A 16794-nucleotide genomic window follows, 5' to 3' on the forward strand; every position below is an offset into this window, starting at 1 on the left:
CGCCGCCGTTCAGCCGTCCGGTGTAAACTATTGATCTCACTGGCAATGCCAGTCTCCCCGATCAACACCCCGATGACGTCCGCCACCGCCCGTTACGCCGATTCCCTGCGCCTGTCCGTGGCCCCCATGATGGACTGGACCGACCGCCATTGCCGCGTGTTCCACCGCGTGCTGGCGCCGGGTGTGCGCCTGTACACGGAAATGGTGCACGCCAATGCGGTCATCCACGGCGATCGCGAGCGCCTGCTCGGCTTCGACCGCAGCGAGCAGCCGCTGGCGCTGCAGTTGGGGGGCAGCGACCCGGCGCTGCTGGCGCAGGCCGCGCGCATCGCCGCGGAGTGGGGCTACGACGAGGTCAACCTCAACTGCGGCTGCCCGTCCGACCGCGTGCAGGCCGGCCGCTTCGGCGCCTGCCTGATGCGCGAGTCGGCGCTGGTGGCCGATTGCGTGGCGGCGATGGTCGACGCGATCGAGATCCCGGTGACGGTGAAGTGCCGCCTGGGCGTGGACGATGACAACGACTATGACGTGTTCGCCGCCTTCGTCGACCGCCAGGTCGCCGCCGGTGCGGCGATGGTGGTGGTGCATGCGCGCAATGCCTGGCTGAAGGGCCTGTCGCCGAAGGAGAACCGCGAGGTTCCGCCGCTGAAGTACGATTGGGCCTACCGCCTGAAGCAGGAGCGCCCGGCGCTGCCGGTGGTGCTCAATGGCGGCCTGGCCAGCATCGAGGCGGTGCAGGCGCAGGCCGCGCACGTCGATGGCGTGATGCTGGGCCGCGCGGCCTACCACGACCCCTACCTGCTGCATCAGCTGGAGGCGCTGCAGACCGGCGCCCCGCTTCAGGCCCGCGGCGACCTGCTGCGCACGCTGCGTCCCTACGTGGAAGCGCGCCTGGGCGAAGGCCTGGCGCTGAAGCACATCACCCGCCATCTGCTCGGCCTGTTCCACGGCCAGCCCGGTGGCCGCGCGTTCCGCCAGGTGCTGAGCGAGGGCGCACACCGCCCGGGCGCCGACTGGAGCCTGGTCGAGCAGGCGCTGTCGATCACCGAGCGCGAAGCCGATCGCGCTGCAGCGTGACCGCAGTCACATTCCTGACTTGACAAGGGACGGCGATTCGTCCCGAATGTTCACCTAGCTGAACATCGCGGGGCTGCGACCGGAAAAGTTCAGACCGGATTCACTGCCCCAAACCAAGAATTTGCAAAGGATTTGTAAAGCGCCGGGTCCCGAACCCGGCATCCGGATTTACGACTTTTGAACGAATCGCCGTGCTCGGCTAGGATCGCATCGATGTCTTCCGCTCCCTTCCATTGCCGCATTGCCCTGGCCACCTGCGTGGTGCTGTCGGCTGCGCCGCTGTCTTCGGCGCTGGCGCAACAGCCGCCGCGCGGCGAGCAGGCACGGGCGGAAATGATGGATCGGGGAGAGCGCGGCAACCGTGGCGACGAGCGTTCGCTGTCCGATGCCGTGCGCCGCGTGCAGCGCAGCACCGGCGGCCACATCCTCGGCGCCGAGCGCGTGCCGTTCGATGGTCGTGATATCAACCGGGTGAAGTACATGGACGACCGGGGCCGGGTCCGCTACATGGACGACCCTGCCCCGTCGCGTTCACAGCCGCGCACGCCGCGGTCGGATATGTCATCACTACGCGGCGATAACCCCTGAACAGGGATAGTCGTCGCTATCAACCCGTACCCCACAGGCCTCCGGGCCACACCCAGGACACTAGGGAGAGTTCATGCGTATCCTTCTGGTCGAAGACGAAGCCCCGCTGCGTGAGACCCTGGCAGCCCGGCTCAAGCGCGAAGGCTTTGCCGTCGATGCTGCGCAGGACGGCGAGGAAGGCCTCTACATGGGGCGCGAAGTTCCGTTCGATGTCGGCATCATCGACCTCGGCCTGCCCAAGATGTCGGGCATGGAGCTGATCAAGGCCCTGCGTGACGAAGGCAAGAAGTTCCCGGTACTGATCCTGACCGCGCGTTCGAGCTGGCAGGACAAGGTCGAGGGCCTGAAGCAGGGCGCCGACGATTACCTGGTCAAGCCGTTCCACGTCGAAGAGTTGCTGGCCCGCGTCAACGCGCTGCTGCGCCGCGCCGCCGGCTGGAGCAAGCCGACCCTGGAATGCGGCCCGGTCGCCCTGGACCTTGCTGCCCAGACGGTCAGCGTGGCCGGCAGCAATGTCGACCTGACCAGCTACGAGTACAAGGTGCTGGAGTACCTGATGATGCATGCCGGTGAACTGGTCTCCAAGGCCGACCTCACCGAACACATCTACCAGCAGGACTTCGACCGCGACTCCAACGTGCTGGAGGTCTTCATCGGCCGCCTGCGCAAGAAGCTGGACCCGGATGGCGAACTGAAGCCGATCGAGACCGTGCGCGGTCGCGGCTACCGTTTCGCGATCCCGCGCAACGAGGGCTGAGCCGGCTCACCCTGGCGATAACACGATGTCCGGCCGTCTGTGGTTCTTCCGACGCTGGCGGCCGCGCTCACTGCAGGCGCGCCAGATGCTCGCCGCGTCCGTGGGCCTGGTCGCGTTCCTGGCGCTGGCCGGCTACGCGCTCGACGCCGCCTTCGCCGATACGGCGAAGGCGAACCTGCGTGAGCGCCTGAAGAACTACGCCACCTCCTACGCGGCCGGCATCGACTTCACCCGCGACCGCTCGCTGTACATCCGCGAGCAACCGCCGGATTCGCGCTTCGACGTACCCGGCAGTGGCCTGTACCTGCAGGTGGTGATGCCGCACGGCAAGGGCAATTCGATGTCCGCCGAAGGCCCGATGCTGCCCACCGTGGGCGGCGGCCTGCTGGCACCGCGCCAGGAAGTGTTCGAAGGCCCGCTGCCGATGATCCAGATCGATGGCAGCCAGGGCTCGGTGTACCGCTATGGCCTGGGCCTGGTGTGGGGCGCCGACGCCGACCCCGCCACTGAATTCCCCTACACCATCTATGTGATGGAAGACTCGCGCGCGCTGGGTGCGCAGCTGCGCGTGTTCCGTGGCCGCGTCTGGTTCTACCTGGGCGGCATCGGCCTGATCCTGCTGCTGCTGCAGACCGTCATCCTGCAGTGGAGCCTGCGCCCGTTGCGCCGGGTGATCACCGAGCTGACCAAGGTGCAGCGCGGCGAGACCGAGCGCATGAGCGAGCGCCACCCGCGCGAGCTGGAACCACTGACCGACAGCATCAACGCCTTCATCGAAAGCGAGCGCGAGAACCTCGAGCGCCAGCGCAACACCCTTGCCGATCTGGCGCACAGCCTGAAAACGCCAATCGCGGTACTGCGCACGCAGATGGACAGCGGCGCCGGCGACGGTGCGCTGCGCGAAGAACTGGACGTGCAGCTGCAGCGCATGAACAACCTGGTTTCGTACCAGCTGGCACGCGCGGCCTCGTCGGGCCACAAGCTGTTCTCCGCGCCGCTGCCGATCGAGTCCAACGCCGAGGAAATCGTGCGTGGCCTGGAAAAGGTCTACGCCGCCAAGGGCGTGCTGTGCGAATTCGATATCGACCCGGCCGCGCGCTTCCACGGCGAACCGGGTGATCTGCAGGAACTGCTCGGCAACCTGCTGGAGAACGCCTTCAAGTGGGCCAACCGCCGCGTGCTGTTGACCGCGCAGCCGCTGCCGGCGCCGAACGCACGCCGTGCCGGCCTGCTGCTGGCGGTGGACGACGATGGCCCGGGCATCGCCCCGGATGACATCGGCAAGGTGCTGCAGCGTGGCGTGCGTGGCGACGAGCGCGTGCAGGGCCACGGCATCGGCCTGTCGATCGTGCAGGACCTGATCAAGGACTACCGCGGCGAACTGACCGTGGGCCGTTCGGCCGAACTGGGTGGCGCCCGCTTCGAAGTGCGCTTGCCGCCGGGGCCGTAAACCTCGTTGATCGGTAGTGCCGGCCAGCGGCCGGCACTACGGCATTTCGATCTTCGGCGGCTCGCCGTAGAACCGCCGCAGCTGCGCGGCCACTTCCGGCAACGCCTGCTGCAGCAGATCCGGTGCCGAGAAGTGGTACTCGCTGGCCACCGCGAAGAACTCCTCCGGCGCCTCGGCCGCATACGGATCGATCAGCGTCTCTTCGCCTGCGTCCACCTGCGCGCAGAAGGCGTCGTAGGCGCGCTGGAACGTGGCCGCCCACTCGCGCTGCCATTGCCGCGGCAGTGGCGGTGTGCCGTCCATCGCGCCATCCAGCGCATCGAGCTTGTGCACCATCTCATGCACCGCCACGCAGTAGCCCTCGTGCGGCGCGGCCAGGTCGGCCTGCACGTCGGCCCAGGACAGGATCAGCGGACCACTGTCCCACGACTCGCCGATCAGCTCGTCATCCCACTCGTGCAGCACGCCGGCCGCATCCATGTGGCTGCGGTGCACGCGGAACGCATCCGGGTAGACGATCAGCTGCGACCAGCCTTCCAGCCCCACTTCGCCGAATTCCAGCAGCGGCAGGCAGCACAGTGCGGCCAGCAGCACGCCATCGCCAGCCTGCAGTTGCAGTTCACCGACAGGGGTAATGGTCTTCTCATGCAGGAAGCGCGTGGCCAGCACGCGCAGTCGCGCGCGGCGTTCGTCGTCCAGGCCGCGCAACCAGGCCGCACGGCGGCAGGCGTCTTCCCAAAGCGCATCGTCGATCGGCCGCGGCGAGGGCCGCAGCCACTGCAGCAACGACTTGATCAGCGGAACATTCCCGGCAGGTAGCTGTGCCACTTCGGCGCACGGATGCGCTGCAGCACGTCGTCGTCGCTGCCGCCGCCCCCGGTGCTGGTGGCATTGCTGGCCGCAGGGCGTACCGGTGCCGGCTTGGTGGTCGCAGCCGAGGCGGTCGCGGTCGGCGCGCGCTGCGAGGCGGCATCACCGTTGGAGGACACGCAGGCGCCCCGGCTGTCGTCCAGCGCTGCCGTTGCAGACGCCGCGAAGGGCATCATCAGCAGGATCAGGCAATGGGCATAACGGCGCATTGACGACATCCACGTTAAGGGAGGGTGAGTTCCCGATTCTAGCCCGAACCCGGCGCCCCGTTGGAAGCCCCGGCGGAACCCAGCGTGGCAGGCGTCGCTGGCGGCTTTCCCGCATAATTCCTTCCTGACTTCGTGGAAGCTGCCGTGGACGATCGCCAATTGCTGGCCAAACTCGCTGCCGGTCGCCTGTCCGGCGACGCCCTGGCCCGAGAGCTGGGCCAGACCCGGGCGGCTGTTTGGAAGCGTATTCAAGGGCTTAGGGCCGCAGGTGTGGACATCGAGGGCCGTGCTGGCGAGGGCTATGGCCTGACCCGCCCGGTCGACCTGCTGGACCCGGTGGCGATCCGCGCCGGCCTGCCCGCCGATGCCCAGGCCCTGCTGCACGACCTGCAGGTGGCCTGGACGGTGGACTCCACCAACGCTGAATTGCTGCGGTGCAGCGCGCCCCAGCGCGGGGTCAGCGTGCTGCTGGCCGAACGCCAGACCGGTGGCCGCGGCCGTCGTGGCCGCACCTGGGCCTCGCCGTTGGCCGCGCATATCTACCTGTCGGTGATGCGCCTGTACTCCGGCGGTCTGGGCCGCCTGGCCGGGTTGAGCCTGGTGGCCGGCATCGCCGTGGCCGAAGCGTTGCACGACCTGGGCTACACCCAGGCGCAGTTGAAGTGGCCGAACGACCTGATCGTCGATGGCAAGCGCAAGCTGGTCGGCCTGCTTGCCGAGGGCGGTGGCGAATACGCCGGCCCGGCGCGCGCGGTGATCGGCATCGGCATCAACACCCACATGCCGCCGTCGTTCGGCGAGCAGATCACCCAGCCGTGGGTGGACCTGGACACGTTGGCCGGCAAGCCGGTGGACCGCAATGGGGTGGTTGCTGCCGTGCTGGCGCGTCTGCTGCCGGCGCTGGAAGAATTCGATCGCGAAGGCCTCGCTCCGTTCCTGCCGCGCTACGCTGCGTTCGACATGCTGGCCGGCCGCGAAGTGCGCGTGGAACTGGACGGGCAGTGGCAGCACGGTACTGCGCTTGGCTTGGCCGATGACGGTGCATTGCGCGTGCGCATCGATGGCCAGGAACGCCTGCTGCACGCCGGCGAAGTCAGCGTGAGGGCGGCATGAGCGATTGGTTGTTCGACCTCGGCAACTCGCGCTTCAAGTTCGCGCCGTTGCAGGGTGACCGTGCCGGTGACGTGCAGGCCTGGGCGCATGGCGCCGAAGGCATGGCCGGGCAGCCGCCGCACAGCCTGCCCAGCGGCCGCACCGCGTTCGTGGCGAGCGTGGCGGCACCGTCGCTGACCAGCGCGATGCTGGACCAGCTGCAGCGCCGCTTCGAGCATGTGCATGTAGTGCGCACCAGCGCCGAATGCGCCGGCGTGCGCATTGCTTATGCCAGACCGGAAAAGTTCGGCGTCGACCGCTTCCTGGCCCTGCTGGCCGCGGCCAAGTCGCAGCGCCCGGTGCTGGTGGTCGGCGTGGGCACCGCACTGACGATTGATCTGCTCGATGCCGACGGCCAGCACCACGGTGGCCGCATCTCCGCATCGCCCACCACCATGCGCGAAGCACTGCACGCCCGTGCCGTGCAGCTGCCCGCGACCGGTGGCGGCTACAGCGAGTTCGCCAACGACACCGCCGACGCGCTGGCCTCCGGCTGCGATGGCGCTGCGGTGGCGCTGATTGAACGCAGCGCACAGCACGCGCACACGCTGCTGGGCGTGGCACCGTCGCTGCTGGTGCACGGTGGCGGCGCACCGGCGCTGATGCCGTTGCTGCCCGCTGCCGATTACCACCCCTCGCTGGTGCTGGATGGCATCGCCCGCTGGGCGGTGCACCAGCCCGCGCGCTAGTATCCGCGCATGCTGACCCGTGCCCTGATCGTCGTACTGGCCATTCTCAATCTCGGTGTCGCCTGCTGGTGGCTGCTGCGCGATGCGCCACAGAAGCCTGCGCCGCCACCGCAACCCGCTGGCGTGGCCGAGCTGCGCTGGGTGCCGGGTGGCGTGGATGCCAATGCCGCAGCCGAGGCCACCGCCGCCGCCCCGACCGCACCGCTGATGGAGCGCGAACCGGCGGCGAAGACCGCGGTGGCTGCGACGCCCGCGCCCGTTGCGCCGGCCAAGCCGGAGATCGCCAAGCCGCAGGTGGCTGGGGCTGCGCCGGTTGCTGCCGCTGCCAAGCCGGCACCACCGCCTGCACCCGTACCGGCCCCGGAAACGTCCGTAACCCCGCCCGCAGCCGCTGAGCCGCCGCGCTGCGTCGCGCTGGGCCCGTTCGCCGACCGCGCCGCCGCGAGCAGCGCGCAGGGCAAGGCCGGCACGCTGCTCAGCCAGGTGCGCCTGCTCGAACAGCCCGCTGCCAGCGGCAGTGCCCGTTACCGGGTGATGCTGCCGGCCGCCGCCAACCGCGACGAAGCGCAGGCCACCGTGAAGCGCATCGTCGCCGCCGGCCTGAGCGACTACTACATCATCAGCCAGGGCGAGGACGCCAACGCCGTGGCGCTGGGCCAGTACCGTAACCGCGAGGGCGCCGAGCGCCGCATGGCAGCGGTGCAGGCTGCCGGCTTCCAGCCGCGCCTGGTCGCCAGCGGCGACGCCGGCCAGTGGTGGCTGGAAGGGCAGCTGGCGGCAGGCACGCAGCGGGCCCAGGCCCAGCAGCGCAGCGGGGCAGCACAGAGCCGGTCGCTGGAATGCGCAAGGTTGCGCTAGAATCCCCGGACCGCGGCCCTGCCGCCGGTGATCCACCCATGCCGCTTTAGCTCAGTTGGTAGAGCAACTGTCTTGTAAACAGTAGGTCATCCGTTCGATTCGGATAAGCGGCACCATCCCAATGAGTCAGCGCCTCTTTGCGCTGCTCCAGGTACTCGCCCAGTGGTTCGAAAGGCGGTACACCCGGTGCCTCGGCAGCCTTACCTTGAGAATGATGGTCCGTCCTGCGCATGGACCTGCTGCGCTGACTGCTGTTCAAGATTTGCTGCCAATGAATCAGCGCGATGAAGTGACTCCGCTTCATGCGCGCGAAGCGCGTCCATCGTATTCATGGTTCCACGGCGTTGGGCAGGATCGTCCATCGCTCCCTCGACGATGAATACTCTCTCGCCACGTGCAAGGGACTCTGTCGGGTTGTTCACTACGACGTGGTCAACTCTTGAAAGCCCTTGCTCCTTCGCGAGCACCAGCAAACTCGCGGACATGCGTTGGCTCGACTCATCCCACTGCTTCCCGCTCTCGGCGTCCAGGCGTTCCACACCCGCTCTTATCTGCATGTAGAGCGAACGATCGGCATCGTCGAGTTCAGCGACTGAGAAAGCTCGCTGCATTGAGGGTGAGTTGACATTGGCGGCGGTCACTCTTTCCTCGACCGCAGTGCGCTCGGCGTCAAATGCTGGCTCGGGCCTGCGTCGACGTTGCATGGGCGCTATGTGCTGGTCATAGTGCGCGCCATAATAAAGCTCGTACGTCGCATGAGGGCCAACCGACGGAGCCTCCGTCTTGAACACGTCAGCGATCTGACTTAGTGCTTGGTTACGGTTGATCTGCCCTGCCTCGAGTTTCGCCGCAATGGCTCCATACTGCTGGGGGCGATCGCCTGTGCCCGACACGCCAATGTTCGGTCCTCCGGCTGCGGTGATTTCACGCTGGACCTGGACATTGCTGAGCGTGGCAGCTGCTTCTCCTCGCAGCAAGGTGTTCACAAAGGACTGCTTAGACGCCCGATCTGGTTGCTCGGTGAAGAGGTGATGCCCAACTTCATGAGAAAGAGAACGTGCGATTCTGGAGCCTTGCCCGATGGCGTTCTCGTCAATGACGATCTTCACACCGGGAACAAGATAGGTGCCGCCACCGGCTGGCCCCCATTCGACACTCAGGTTGTCGTGATCAGCTTGTGCAAGACCCGCTCGAAGTGTTGGGGATTTGGTCAGAAGCGGTACCAGCGAAGGATCAACCAAAGGCGAAGCCGGACGACGTGTGGCCCCTGGTCGGCCACTCTCCTGCGGCTGTGACAGTGCAAGTTCTTCAGCACGCTCCATGGTGCGGCTCCTTCGCAATGACAGGGATCAGCGCTGACTGATTGATACGTAGGTCAGCGTTTTGTGGTCAAGGGAGAGCCCGAGTACTACCTTGGCACTGTTCACCTGAGCAGACCAGTAAGGGCGGGAATCAGGCGCATCCGGATGGGGTGGATACATGGCGGATTCCTCCCAGATGATTTTCCCGAGCGCGATGCTCGGTGGGGCAACCTCAAAGACCAAGGTCGCGTGCGTAGGATCGCCGGCAGGACTTCTCAGCGTGATGTTCTTGATCTCAAGTCCGCCCAGCATGCCGCGTTCTGCGGTCCGCTCGTCCCTCAAGCCTTGTCGAGTCGGTTCTCCCAAGTGTGTGTGGAGCTGTTCATTCAATGCGTCGACATCATCAAAACGCACCTTGGTCAAACGCTCGATATCGTTCTTGAACCGCTCCATACCAGTTTCACTCCCTGATTCGACGGGCTGTTTTTGATTCAGATGATCGGATTGGCGTGGCGGCGCGGCGATTGAACATGCTGCCAGCACAAGCGCCGGAACAGCGATCGCGAGGCGACGACGCACTGCTATCCAGAGGTGGCGCCGAATTCCACGTTTTGATGAAGAAGCGAGTTTCTCGACCCATGCATCCATGAAAGCGTCTCTCGCGCCAACGTCACGCTCTTGAATCTAGCACAGCGTTTTGTGAGTACGGATCGGGTTTCCGTGAAAAATGAGCTACTGAAAACGCACCCGGTTCCACTTTCCAGTTTGAAAAACGCGGCGTCAGCTGCGAGGGAGGAACATCAGACGGAAGGCCGAGCACACCTCCATGCGCGCAATCCGATAGTTGAAAGACCGTAGCCAGTAGGCTACAGTCCTCCATGAAGATCCAGCGTACCCGTCAGTTCGCGACATGGATTGACGCTCTCAAGGACGTAACCGCACGCGCTCGCATCCTGGCCCGTATCGGTCGGCTCGCTGAAGGCCATCCCGGTGATCACCGCTATCTGGCGGATGGCGTTTCAGAATTGCGTATCGATGCAGGACCGGGTTACCGCGTGTACTACACCCAGCGCGGCAGGCAGTGGGTGTTTCTTCTGGTTGGAGGCGACAAGGGTTCGCAGCGGCGCGATATAGAGACGGCCAAGGAGATTGCGCGTTCCCTGTGAGCATCGAACTGGCTGTAGGCGAAACGACTCAATACCGAAGTACCGGAGCTGTCCCATCATGGCCATCAAGAGAAAAGTCGAACTCAAATCATTTGATGTGGCCGAGCATCTTCGGACGCCGGAGGAGATGGCGGCTTATCTCGACGCCTGCATCGAAGAAAGCGAGGGCGATTCTGCCTTCATCGCCAAGGCGCTTGGCGATATCGCTCGCGCTCAGGGCATGAGCAAGGTTGCGCGTGCGGCGGGCCTGTCGCGCGAGAGTCTGTATCGCGCACTCTCCGGCGAGCGCAGCCCTGATTTCGCGACCATCCTGAAGGTGACCCGGGCCCTGGGTGTGCGATTGCACGCCAGCGCAGCATAAGCACATGCGCCGATCATGATGCGTCGGCGCGGCGCCGGTCGCAAAGGCGATGGAACGAAAACGAAGAAACCGCCATTCGCTGGTTCTTTCGTCCCAACCCGGTGAGTCAACTCACTGTATGGCGCGGGCAGATCCTTCGATCAATGCCGCACACACACTGCGACCACCGCAGCCTCAGCTACGCACCTGCAACGCCACATACTCCGCCAGGCCCCGGCAGGCCAGCATCAGTCCTTCGCGCGTGCCGTCGCCGATGTCGTCTTTCTCTTCCCCGTCCACGCGCACGCGCTCGGCGGCGTGGTACAGCTCCAACAGCGACACCAAACCCACCGCAGCGCGATCCCGGCGTGCGGCGGCCACCGCCTGGCCGGGTGTGCTGGCGGGCCCCGTCCACGGCTGTCCATCGGCGGCGTCACCGCCGCGGATGCGCTGCAGGCAGCTGGGCAGGTTGACGGACGCAGGCGCTTCGTTCGCAGCGGCGAAAGCGGCTTCCAATGGCTGCGCCAGTTCAGGTGGCAGGCGCAGAGCCGCCTCGCCGAGGGTGGCGGTCAGGTACGGGTGAGGGGTTCTGGACATGCGGGCATCCTCGTCAGGAACAGAGGTGCCACCACGGTAGGGTGGCGGGCGATGCGTGGCTTCCAAGACCGGGTCAACGAATCGGCGGGCACGAGGCCCCCACGCACCGCCCGCCGTCGATCGGCTAACGGATTGCCAGCCGGCGCCGCCCCTGAAAGGACGACGCCGGCTGGCAAGCGTATACATCGTTGACAACACGGGCTTGGAAGTCCCGACCACCTTTGCAGGTGGCGATTCATCATGCGCACGCGAAATCCCCGCCTGCCAGTCGTTTGTTTCGATGGCATCGGGTGATCTGAAAGGAAAAATGAATTATCGCGTTTGGCCCGTTTCGAGCATCGCAATGCCAGAAGCGACAGATTGCGCAGTGGCGCCATCAGCGAGAAATCTGCCCGAACCATCGCTGCCGCATGCCCTGAGCTGGCCCACGAAGTAAAGGTGACTTAACAGCCCGGGCAAGGCTCCACAGCTACCATAGCAAACACAAACGCCCGAATGCGCTGTCGGCTTTTTGATTCTCCTCACAGACCATTTGCAGACCTCCGAAACATACTGGGGACACATGCCCTTCGGGACCCACCCATGCGTCGCCACGCCCTGCCGCTCACCGTCGCACTGTTGGTCACAACCTTCGCAGCCCCGGCCATGGCCGCCGTGCCGTTCTTCAACGCCAGCTGCCCGGGCGGCATCGATGTTCACGCAGACGATGGCGGGCCGGTCTACGTGCAGGGCCGCGAGACGGCGCTGAAGCGCTTCAACGACCGCTATTTCGAAGCACGCGATGCCAACAGCGGCATCACCCTGTCGATCAGCCGCAACGATGACGGCGCGCCGCAGGTCAGCTACACCGGCCGTGGCGGCGCCAATGGCATCTGCCAAGTCAGCGCCAGCGGCACGCCTGCGCCCGCCGCAAACAGCGCACGCCCTCGCGACGCTGCCGCCGGAGATGCCGCAATACCGCGCGAAGTCACCTGCGAATCCACCGACCAGCAGCTGGTCTCGTGCGATCTGAACACCCGTGGCAACGTGGAAATCGTGCGCCAGCTCAGCCGTACCCGCTGCGAGGAGGGCAAGAACTGGGGCCTGTCGCGGCACTCGGTGTGGGTCAATGGCGGCTGCCGCGCGGTGTTCCGCAATGTGTCTTCGGTGACCACCCCGGCGCCGGCAGGCGATACCGCGTTGGGCGCCTGCAACATGCGCAAGGGCGCGCAGGGCACGCTGGTGACCCAGATGCCGGTGGGCAGCGATTACCAGGAACTGATCATCGATTATCCCGATGGCCGCTTCCTGTGCATGATGCGCAACAACGGCCAGGTGCAGAGCGTGACGCCGGTGCGCCGCCGCGGCGGTTGAGTTCATCGCGCCAGCGGCCTTATGGTGACCACCCATACACCCGTCTGGTGGCACCTCCATGTCCCATCTTCTGGCCAAAGCAGCTGAGAAGCAGGATCTCGCCCGAATCGACGCGCTGCTGGATGAGGGTGCCGATATCGAGTGGCAGCACAAAGGCACGGGGCGCACCCCGCTGCTATCGGCTGTGATCGCCGGGAAGGCTGAGTCGGTGGAGCGGTTACTGGATCGTGGCGCCAACATCCAGCACGCCTGCACTGCACTGGGTTACACCGCGCTGGGTTGGGCTGCCAACGCAGGCGATACGGAAATCGGACGTGTGCTGATTGCTCGCGGCGCATTGCTGGATGCTGCTTCGCCGGAATCGAGGTACACGCCGCTGATGTTGGCGTCTTCGGGCGGCCATCTCGCGATGGTCGAACTGTTGCTGGATAGTGGAGCTGCCGTCGCACCGTTGAACTTCGAGGGGACAAACGCACTGGCAATGGCCGATGCCCGCAAGCACGAAGACGTAGTGGCGCGTTTGCAGTTGGCGGGGGCGCAGTTTCCGCCGCCGTTGATAGAGGCGCCGGCGCTTGAGTGGCCCGAACCAGACGCCGAAGGTGAACCTGCCTCAGTGGTGCGTGGCTATTTGTTGGCCTATTACGAATGGGAAACGCGTGGCTACAAGGATTCCCGGTCCGGTGGCAACCTTCTGCGAAGCTCCGGCTTCCAGCAGGAGAAAGCGGATATTTTGACAGCCTGGTGCACCGACCGCCAACGAGTGTACTCGACTGGAATTTCAGTCGGCAGCCCCCGACGGTATGTGCCGGATGACCTACTGGTATCAGTTGCGAAGCTTGGGGTCTCGAAGGCGGAAGTGCTGGTACGCGACGATCCTCAGAAGTCGAGTTCCTTGCGTTACGAGCACTTGTTCGTACTCAAACGCGTGAGTGGACAGTGGCGTATCGACGTGTTGAAAAGGCGCCCGTTCCGAGTTGAAAAGTGGTCGTCGGCGATCCTCTAAGCGCGGCCCTCCAAGCGGTCGGTCACCAATCTTCCGCCGCAGTAAAAGTCGTCGCGGGCCGACATGACCGCCGTCGGCCGCGACTCTAAAGGGGCAATGCGGCAAACATTGCCCCCGTCCCGCTACTGCTGGTTCACCGGGTCATTTCCCTTCTTGTAGGTGTAGCCGGTTACGTCCCAGCCGCCGCCATGGCCGGATGAGGGTTCCACCCAGGTGAACTCCCACGTCTGGATGGAGCCGTCGGGAAGCAGGTTTTCCACCCGGTAGATCTCACCGGGAATGCCCTGGTCCGGCAGCTTTCCAGGAATCGATTCATCCGAGCGTGCAGACGCGCGGCCTACGGAGACTGCCTGTCGTTCCACCTGTACGTTGCCGTAGCCCTGGGGAGCGAACGACGGCTTTACCCGCTGCGCCACCCAGTCGAGTACCTGGCGTGCGCCTGCCGTCTGCATGGGATACGCGTCGGTGGTCACCGTATGCGTGATGCGTTGCGAGGGTGTACTGGCAGCGGCGGGAAACAGTCCGCCCAGGGCAATTGCCAGTACCGCAAGTCCATTGAGTGCATGTTTCATGCGCGTGGTGCTCCATGATTGAAGAAGTGATGCGGCACCTTCAGGGTGCCGACGCAGCGTGGACATAACAACAGCCCTGCGTAAGGGGCGAAACCGACCGGGATGTGAGGTGGATCGCGGAAGGTCCAATTCCTGACGACCCAGCGCTGGAATACCTGACCGGATACGGCTGGCAGGCCGCGGCGATCTGACCCATGCCCTGCTGCACCGCCGCGAGTGGTGTCACACAGCTCTGGCTAGACTGTGCTTCTTTTTCCGCACCGCAGGAGGCACCCATGGCCCATCCCATTTCCGTATCCCTGATTGGCGTTCCCACCGATGTCGGTGCGGGCCATCGCGGTGCGCGGCTGGGGCCGGAAGCGCTGCGCGTGGCGGGCCTGCCGGAGGCGCTGGAGGCCCGCGGCGTGGACGTGCGCGACGTGGGCAACCTGGATGGCCCGCGCAACCCGTGGACCGCGCCGGTGGAGGGCTACCGCCACCTGGATGAGGTGGTGGCCTGGAACCGCGCACTGATGGAAGCCAGCTACGCCGAGCTGCAGGCCGGGCGCATGCCGATCATGCTCGGTGGCGACCATTGCCTGGGCATCGGTTCGATCACCGCCGTCGCGCGCTGGTGCCGCGAGCAGGGGAAGAATCTGCGCGTGCTGTGGCTGGACGCGCATTCGGACTTCAACACCAGCGATGTCACGCCGTCGGGCAACATCCACGGCATGCCGGTGGCCTGCCTGTGCGGCCTCGGCCCGGACGCGCTGACCCGTCTGGGCGGCAGCGCACCGGCGATCACCCCGGCGCAGATGCACCAGATCGGCATCCGCTCGGTGGACCCGGAAGAGAAGCGCCTGATCAAGACCCACAAGGTGGATGTCTATGACATGCGCTACATCGACGAGAACGGCATGAAACGCGCGGTGGAAGCGGCGCTGGCCGGCATCGATGAGAACACCCACCTGCATGTCAGCTTCGATGTCGACTTCCTCGACCCCAGCATCGCGCCGGGCGTCGGCACCACGGTGCCGGGCGGGGTGAACTACCGCGAGGCGCAGCTGGTGATGGAAATGATCGCCGACACCGGGCGCATGGGTTCGCTGGACATCGTCGAGCTCAACCCCTTGCTGGACAAGCAGAATGCCACCGCCGAACTGGCCGTGGACCTGGTCGAGAGCCTGTTCGGCAAGTCCACCCTGATGCGCGACTAAGGCAACCGCCTGAACGGATCGCCGATCCGTTCACACCCGCTCCACGCCCCTGCCGCCAGATTGCACTTCACGCGGCGGCAGTGGGCATTGGTGCCCTCCCGCCGAGCGAAAGAATCCCATCCGCGAATGAAGCGGTATAGCGGCGAACCCAAGGAGAAGCCCATGAAGCGCGTAGTTGCCCTGATGCTGTTGTCGATGTTCTCGGTGGCCCTGCTGGCCGGTTGCAACACCGTGGCCGGTGCCGGCAAGGACGTGCAGAAGGCCGGTGAAAAGGTTGAGGATGCCGCCAAGGGCCGTTGAGCCTGAAGTGGAACGGAAAGCCAAAAGGCCGGGGATATCCCCGGCCTTTTTTTATGCGCGTCTTCCACACCGTTGGCGTGCAGGGGTAGTGAACCATTCAAGCAGGTGAGCGTGCATTTCATTGCCGGTTGACCGGTACTCAACAGCGACTGCGCGAAGCTGGAGCCACGGTAAGAACGCCGTTGCAACCAAGGACTCCCAGCAATGAACAAAGACATCATTTCCGGCAAGTGGTCGCAGCTGAAGGGCAAGGCCCAGGCCAAGTGGGGCGATCTGACCAACGACGATTTCGATGTGGCCGAAGGCAATGCCGAATACCTGGCCGGCCGCCTGCAGGAACGTTATGGCTGGGCCAAGGACCGCGCGGAGAAGGAAGTGCGTGAGTTCCAGGACGCGGTGAGCAAGGACTACCCGGACTACAAGTAAGCGCTTCGGTTTCCCCCACAACACGACGCCCGCACCGTGAGGTAGCGGGCGTCGTGTTGTCTGCGCGGGACGATCAGCGGGCCGGCGGGTCCGGCACGTAGCGGTTGGGGAAGGCCTGCGGTTCGCGCGGCAGGCGCGAGGGCGCATCGACCAGGATGCCGCGCGCACGCAGGTTGCGGGCACTGTCGTAGCGCAGCTGCAGCACCTGGGCCGGGCTGCGGCTGGCCCGTTCGAAGTCGGTATCGCGCACCGAGGAGTGTTCACGTGCGCCGTGGCCGGTGCCCAGCGCTGGCGCCTGTGACTTGCTGGCATAGCCCTCGATGCGGCTGGCACTGGCGTCGGCGGCAGCCTCGGCTTGCGCGGTCGGTGCCGGCAGCGGCACGCCACGTCGCAGGATCGGCTGCGGGTACCAGCGACGCGCCTCCTCGAACACCGCCACCCCGACCACGCCGATGTTGTCCGGGCGGCCGGTGCGGCTGGCATAGCTGCCGCTGGGGCTGCTGAACACGAACTGCGCCACTTCGTCCTGGCTCTTGCGCCAGCCGGTGATGTCGGCGCGCTGGCCGGGGTTGAGCACGTAGCCGGTCTGCGAGGGATCGGCATCCTCGCCGGAGATGGCGTTGACGCCATCCACCGACAGCACCACCAGCACCCGGCGCGGGCTGTCGTTGTACAGGCGCACGGCGTAGCGGTGGCCGCGCTCGCCGGCCACCCAGCGCTGGCCCTCGGCGGAGTAGCTGCGCAGTTCGGTACCGCGGTCGCGGTCGACCAGGGCCATGCGTACGGGGCCGCCGTCGTACACCGGTGGCGGCATGGGCGCCGGGCGGAAGCCGGCCAGGGGCAGGATCAGCAGCAGGGGCAGCAGGCGCTTCATCGGGCGTCTCCAGCGG

21 protein-coding genes and 1 tRNA gene are annotated in these 16794 nt (G+C 65.7%); 15 read left to right on the top strand and 7 right to left on the bottom strand.

Annotation, left to right across the window (positions count from 1 at the left end; translation table 11 throughout):
• Nucleotides 1-45: 45 nt before the first annotated feature.
• The 4 genes from dusA to AC2A1N_RS08440 all read left to right on the top strand — a co-directional run bounded on the left by dusA (nucleotide 46) and on the right by AC2A1N_RS08440 (nucleotide 3872).
• Entirely contained in the window at nucleotides 46-1077 is a 1032-nt protein-coding gene (gene dusA, locus AC2A1N_RS08425) for a tRNA dihydrouridine(20/20a) synthase DusA (protein ID WP_242892225.1), read from the top strand.
• A gap of 213 nt (nucleotides 1078-1290) precedes the next feature.
• A complete protein-coding gene (locus AC2A1N_RS08430) occupies nucleotides 1291-1665 on the top strand; it encodes a hypothetical protein (protein ID WP_005420623.1) in 375 nt (124 codons plus the stop codon).
• A gap of 73 nt (nucleotides 1666-1738) precedes the next feature.
• Nucleotides 1739-2422 carry a response regulator transcription factor gene (locus AC2A1N_RS08435; RefSeq protein ID WP_004136763.1) on the top strand — a complete coding sequence of 228 codons (684 nt, stop codon included), beginning with the start codon at nucleotides 1739-1741 and terminating at the stop codon, nucleotides 2420-2422.
• A 25-nt stretch (nucleotides 2423-2447) separates the two neighbouring features.
• Complete coding sequence (locus tag AC2A1N_RS08440) at nucleotides 2448-3872, top strand: ATP-binding protein (RefSeq protein ID WP_053498753.1); 1425 nt, start codon at nucleotides 2448-2450, stop codon at nucleotides 3870-3872.
• A gap of 36 nt (nucleotides 3873-3908) precedes the next feature.
• Here the strand turns inward: AC2A1N_RS08440 and AC2A1N_RS08445 are convergent, their stop codons facing one another.
• Both AC2A1N_RS08445 and AC2A1N_RS08450 read right to left on the bottom strand, forming a co-directional pair.
• Entirely contained in the window at nucleotides 3909-4700 is a 792-nt protein-coding gene (locus AC2A1N_RS08445) for a M90 family metallopeptidase (protein ID WP_484372013.1), read from the bottom strand.
• Nucleotides 4667-4951 (bottom strand): hypothetical protein, encoded by a 285-nt coding sequence (locus tag AC2A1N_RS08450; protein WP_111201895.1) that lies wholly within the window; start codon nucleotides 4949-4951, stop codon nucleotides 4667-4669. Before AC2A1N_RS08450 ends, AC2A1N_RS08445 begins: the two co-directional genes overlap by 34 nt.
• Nucleotides 4952-5095: 144 nt before the next feature.
• Between AC2A1N_RS08450 and birA the strand changes: the two genes are divergently transcribed.
• From birA to AC2A1N_RS08470, 4 genes are all read left to right on the top strand, one after another.
• Nucleotides 5096-6064 (top strand): bifunctional biotin--[acetyl-CoA-carboxylase] ligase/biotin operon repressor BirA, encoded by a 969-nt coding sequence (gene birA / locus AC2A1N_RS08455; protein ID WP_061478836.1) that lies wholly within the window; start codon nucleotides 5096-5098, stop codon nucleotides 6062-6064.
• On the top strand, nucleotides 6061-6792 hold the full coding sequence (locus AC2A1N_RS08460; protein WP_242892229.1) for a type III pantothenate kinase: 732 nt from the start codon (nucleotides 6061-6063) through the stop codon (nucleotides 6790-6792). The genes birA and AC2A1N_RS08460 overlap by 4 nt, the downstream gene beginning before the upstream one ends.
• A gap of 9 nt (nucleotides 6793-6801) precedes the next feature.
• Nucleotides 6802-7650: an SPOR domain-containing protein gene (locus AC2A1N_RS08465; RefSeq protein WP_242892231.1), complete on the top strand. Its 849-nt coding sequence runs from the start codon at nucleotides 6802-6804 to the stop codon at nucleotides 7648-7650.
• A 40-nt stretch (nucleotides 7651-7690) separates the two neighbouring features.
• A tRNA-Thr gene (locus AC2A1N_RS08470) sits at nucleotides 7691-7766 on the top strand.
• 84 nt (nucleotides 7767-7850) lie between these two features.
• On the opposite strand, the gene AC2A1N_RS08475 is transcribed toward AC2A1N_RS08470, so the two are convergent.
• Together AC2A1N_RS08475 and AC2A1N_RS08480 are read right to left on the bottom strand one after the other, a co-directional pair.
• Nucleotides 7851-8972, bottom strand: coding sequence for an XVIPCD domain-containing protein (locus AC2A1N_RS08475; protein WP_242892233.1), 1122 nt, complete (start codon nucleotides 8970-8972; stop codon nucleotides 7851-7853).
• A 27-nt stretch (nucleotides 8973-8999) separates the two neighbouring features.
• Complete coding sequence (locus AC2A1N_RS08480) at nucleotides 9000-9599, bottom strand: hypothetical protein (protein WP_242892235.1); 600 nt, start codon at nucleotides 9597-9599, stop codon at nucleotides 9000-9002.
• 230 nt (nucleotides 9600-9829) lie between these two features.
• Between AC2A1N_RS08480 and AC2A1N_RS08485 the strand changes: the two genes are divergently transcribed.
• On the top strand, nucleotides 9830-10117 hold the full coding sequence (locus AC2A1N_RS08485) for a type II toxin-antitoxin system RelE/ParE family toxin (RefSeq protein ID WP_242892237.1): 288 nt from the start codon (nucleotides 9830-9832) through the stop codon (nucleotides 10115-10117).
• Nucleotides 10118-10175: 58 nt separating this feature from the next.
• Entirely contained in the window at nucleotides 10176-10478 is a 303-nt protein-coding gene (locus AC2A1N_RS08490) for an addiction module antidote protein (RefSeq protein ID WP_005420598.1), read from the top strand.
• A 174-nt stretch (nucleotides 10479-10652) separates the two neighbouring features.
• On the opposite strand, the gene AC2A1N_RS08495 is transcribed toward AC2A1N_RS08490, so the two are convergent.
• Nucleotides 10653-11054: a hypothetical protein gene (locus AC2A1N_RS08495; protein WP_242892239.1), complete on the bottom strand. Its 402-nt coding sequence runs from the start codon at nucleotides 11052-11054 to the stop codon at nucleotides 10653-10655.
• Nucleotides 11055-11636: 582 nt separating this feature from the next.
• Between AC2A1N_RS08495 and AC2A1N_RS08500 the strand changes: the two genes are divergently transcribed.
• Complete coding sequence (locus AC2A1N_RS08500) at nucleotides 11637-12407, top strand: DUF3011 domain-containing protein (RefSeq protein WP_154350073.1); 771 nt, start codon at nucleotides 11637-11639, stop codon at nucleotides 12405-12407.
• A gap of 58 nt (nucleotides 12408-12465) precedes the next feature.
• Nucleotides 12466-13410, top strand: coding sequence for an ankyrin repeat domain-containing protein (locus AC2A1N_RS08505; RefSeq protein ID WP_242892242.1), 945 nt, complete (start codon nucleotides 12466-12468; stop codon nucleotides 13408-13410).
• A gap of 122 nt (nucleotides 13411-13532) precedes the next feature.
• Here the strand turns inward: AC2A1N_RS08505 and AC2A1N_RS08510 are convergent, their stop codons facing one another.
• Complete coding sequence (locus AC2A1N_RS08510) at nucleotides 13533-13982, bottom strand: hypothetical protein (RefSeq protein ID WP_061478776.1); 450 nt, start codon at nucleotides 13980-13982, stop codon at nucleotides 13533-13535.
• A 275-nt stretch (nucleotides 13983-14257) separates the two neighbouring features.
• On the opposite strand from AC2A1N_RS08510, the gene rocF reads away from it, so the two are divergent.
• The 3 genes from rocF (at nucleotide 14258) to AC2A1N_RS08525 (ending at nucleotide 15904) form a co-directional block, all read left to right on the top strand.
• Nucleotides 14258-15178: an arginase gene (gene rocF / locus AC2A1N_RS08515; protein WP_005420594.1), complete on the top strand. Its 921-nt coding sequence runs from the start codon at nucleotides 14258-14260 to the stop codon at nucleotides 15176-15178.
• A gap of 162 nt (nucleotides 15179-15340) precedes the next feature.
• Nucleotides 15341-15478, top strand: coding sequence for an entericidin A/B family lipoprotein (locus AC2A1N_RS08520; RefSeq protein WP_005407710.1), 138 nt, complete (start codon nucleotides 15341-15343; stop codon nucleotides 15476-15478).
• 204 nt (nucleotides 15479-15682) lie between these two features.
• A complete protein-coding gene (locus AC2A1N_RS08525) occupies nucleotides 15683-15904 on the top strand; it encodes a CsbD family protein (RefSeq protein ID WP_004153772.1) in 222 nt (73 codons plus the stop codon).
• Between the two features lie 73 nt (nucleotides 15905-15977).
• On the opposite strand, the gene AC2A1N_RS08530 is transcribed toward AC2A1N_RS08525, so the two are convergent.
• Complete coding sequence (locus AC2A1N_RS08530; protein ID WP_061478774.1) at nucleotides 15978-16778, bottom strand: hypothetical protein; 801 nt, start codon at nucleotides 16776-16778, stop codon at nucleotides 15978-15980.
• Nucleotides 16779-16794 lie beyond the last annotated feature (16 nt).

This window comes from Stenotrophomonas maltophilia group sp. SKK55 (assembly GCF_057179845.1).